Here is a 469-nt window from a genome sequence, read left to right on the forward strand (position 1 = left end):
ATGTTTCTTCCGAAAATTCTGGAACTTCAATCTTCACCGTCATTTTTTCGGCTTGCTTTTCCACAATTTCATTCAACAACAAAATATTTGTGATGTTTTTATACACACGACCTTGTGTTACATTTCCTTCTTTGTCTTTGAATTCTTTTTTCGAGATATTCAATTTCAAATTCAAGAACATATTTTCTTGCATAAAGTGTCTATACTTCATATAATCGCTCCCAAAAACCATGATATCCATCGAATCTGTATAATCGCTAAACGTAAAAATACCAAATTCGTTTCCATTTTTGGCAATTCTATGTTGAATATTTGACATCATTCCACAAATCGAAACTTCTTTGTTGACAAAATTATCTTCATTCGCATTGATATCAGAAATACTACAATTTGAAGCCATTTTCAACTCATGTTTGAAATCATCCAAAGGATGCGAAGAAATATAAATTCCAACAACTTCTTTCTCCTT

At 30.9% G+C, this 469-nt stretch carries 1 protein-coding gene; it reads right to left on the reverse strand.

The annotated features are described in order from the left end of the window. A partial coding sequence (locus QWI17_RS00430) for an OB-fold nucleic acid binding domain-containing protein (protein ID WP_302720526.1) occupies nucleotides 1-469 on the reverse strand: 469 nt, incomplete at both ends.

The organism is Gilvimarinus gilvus (assembly GCF_030518155.1).
Taxonomy (GTDB): Bacteria; Pseudomonadota; Gammaproteobacteria; order Pseudomonadales; family Cellvibrionaceae; genus Gilvimarinus; species Gilvimarinus gilvus.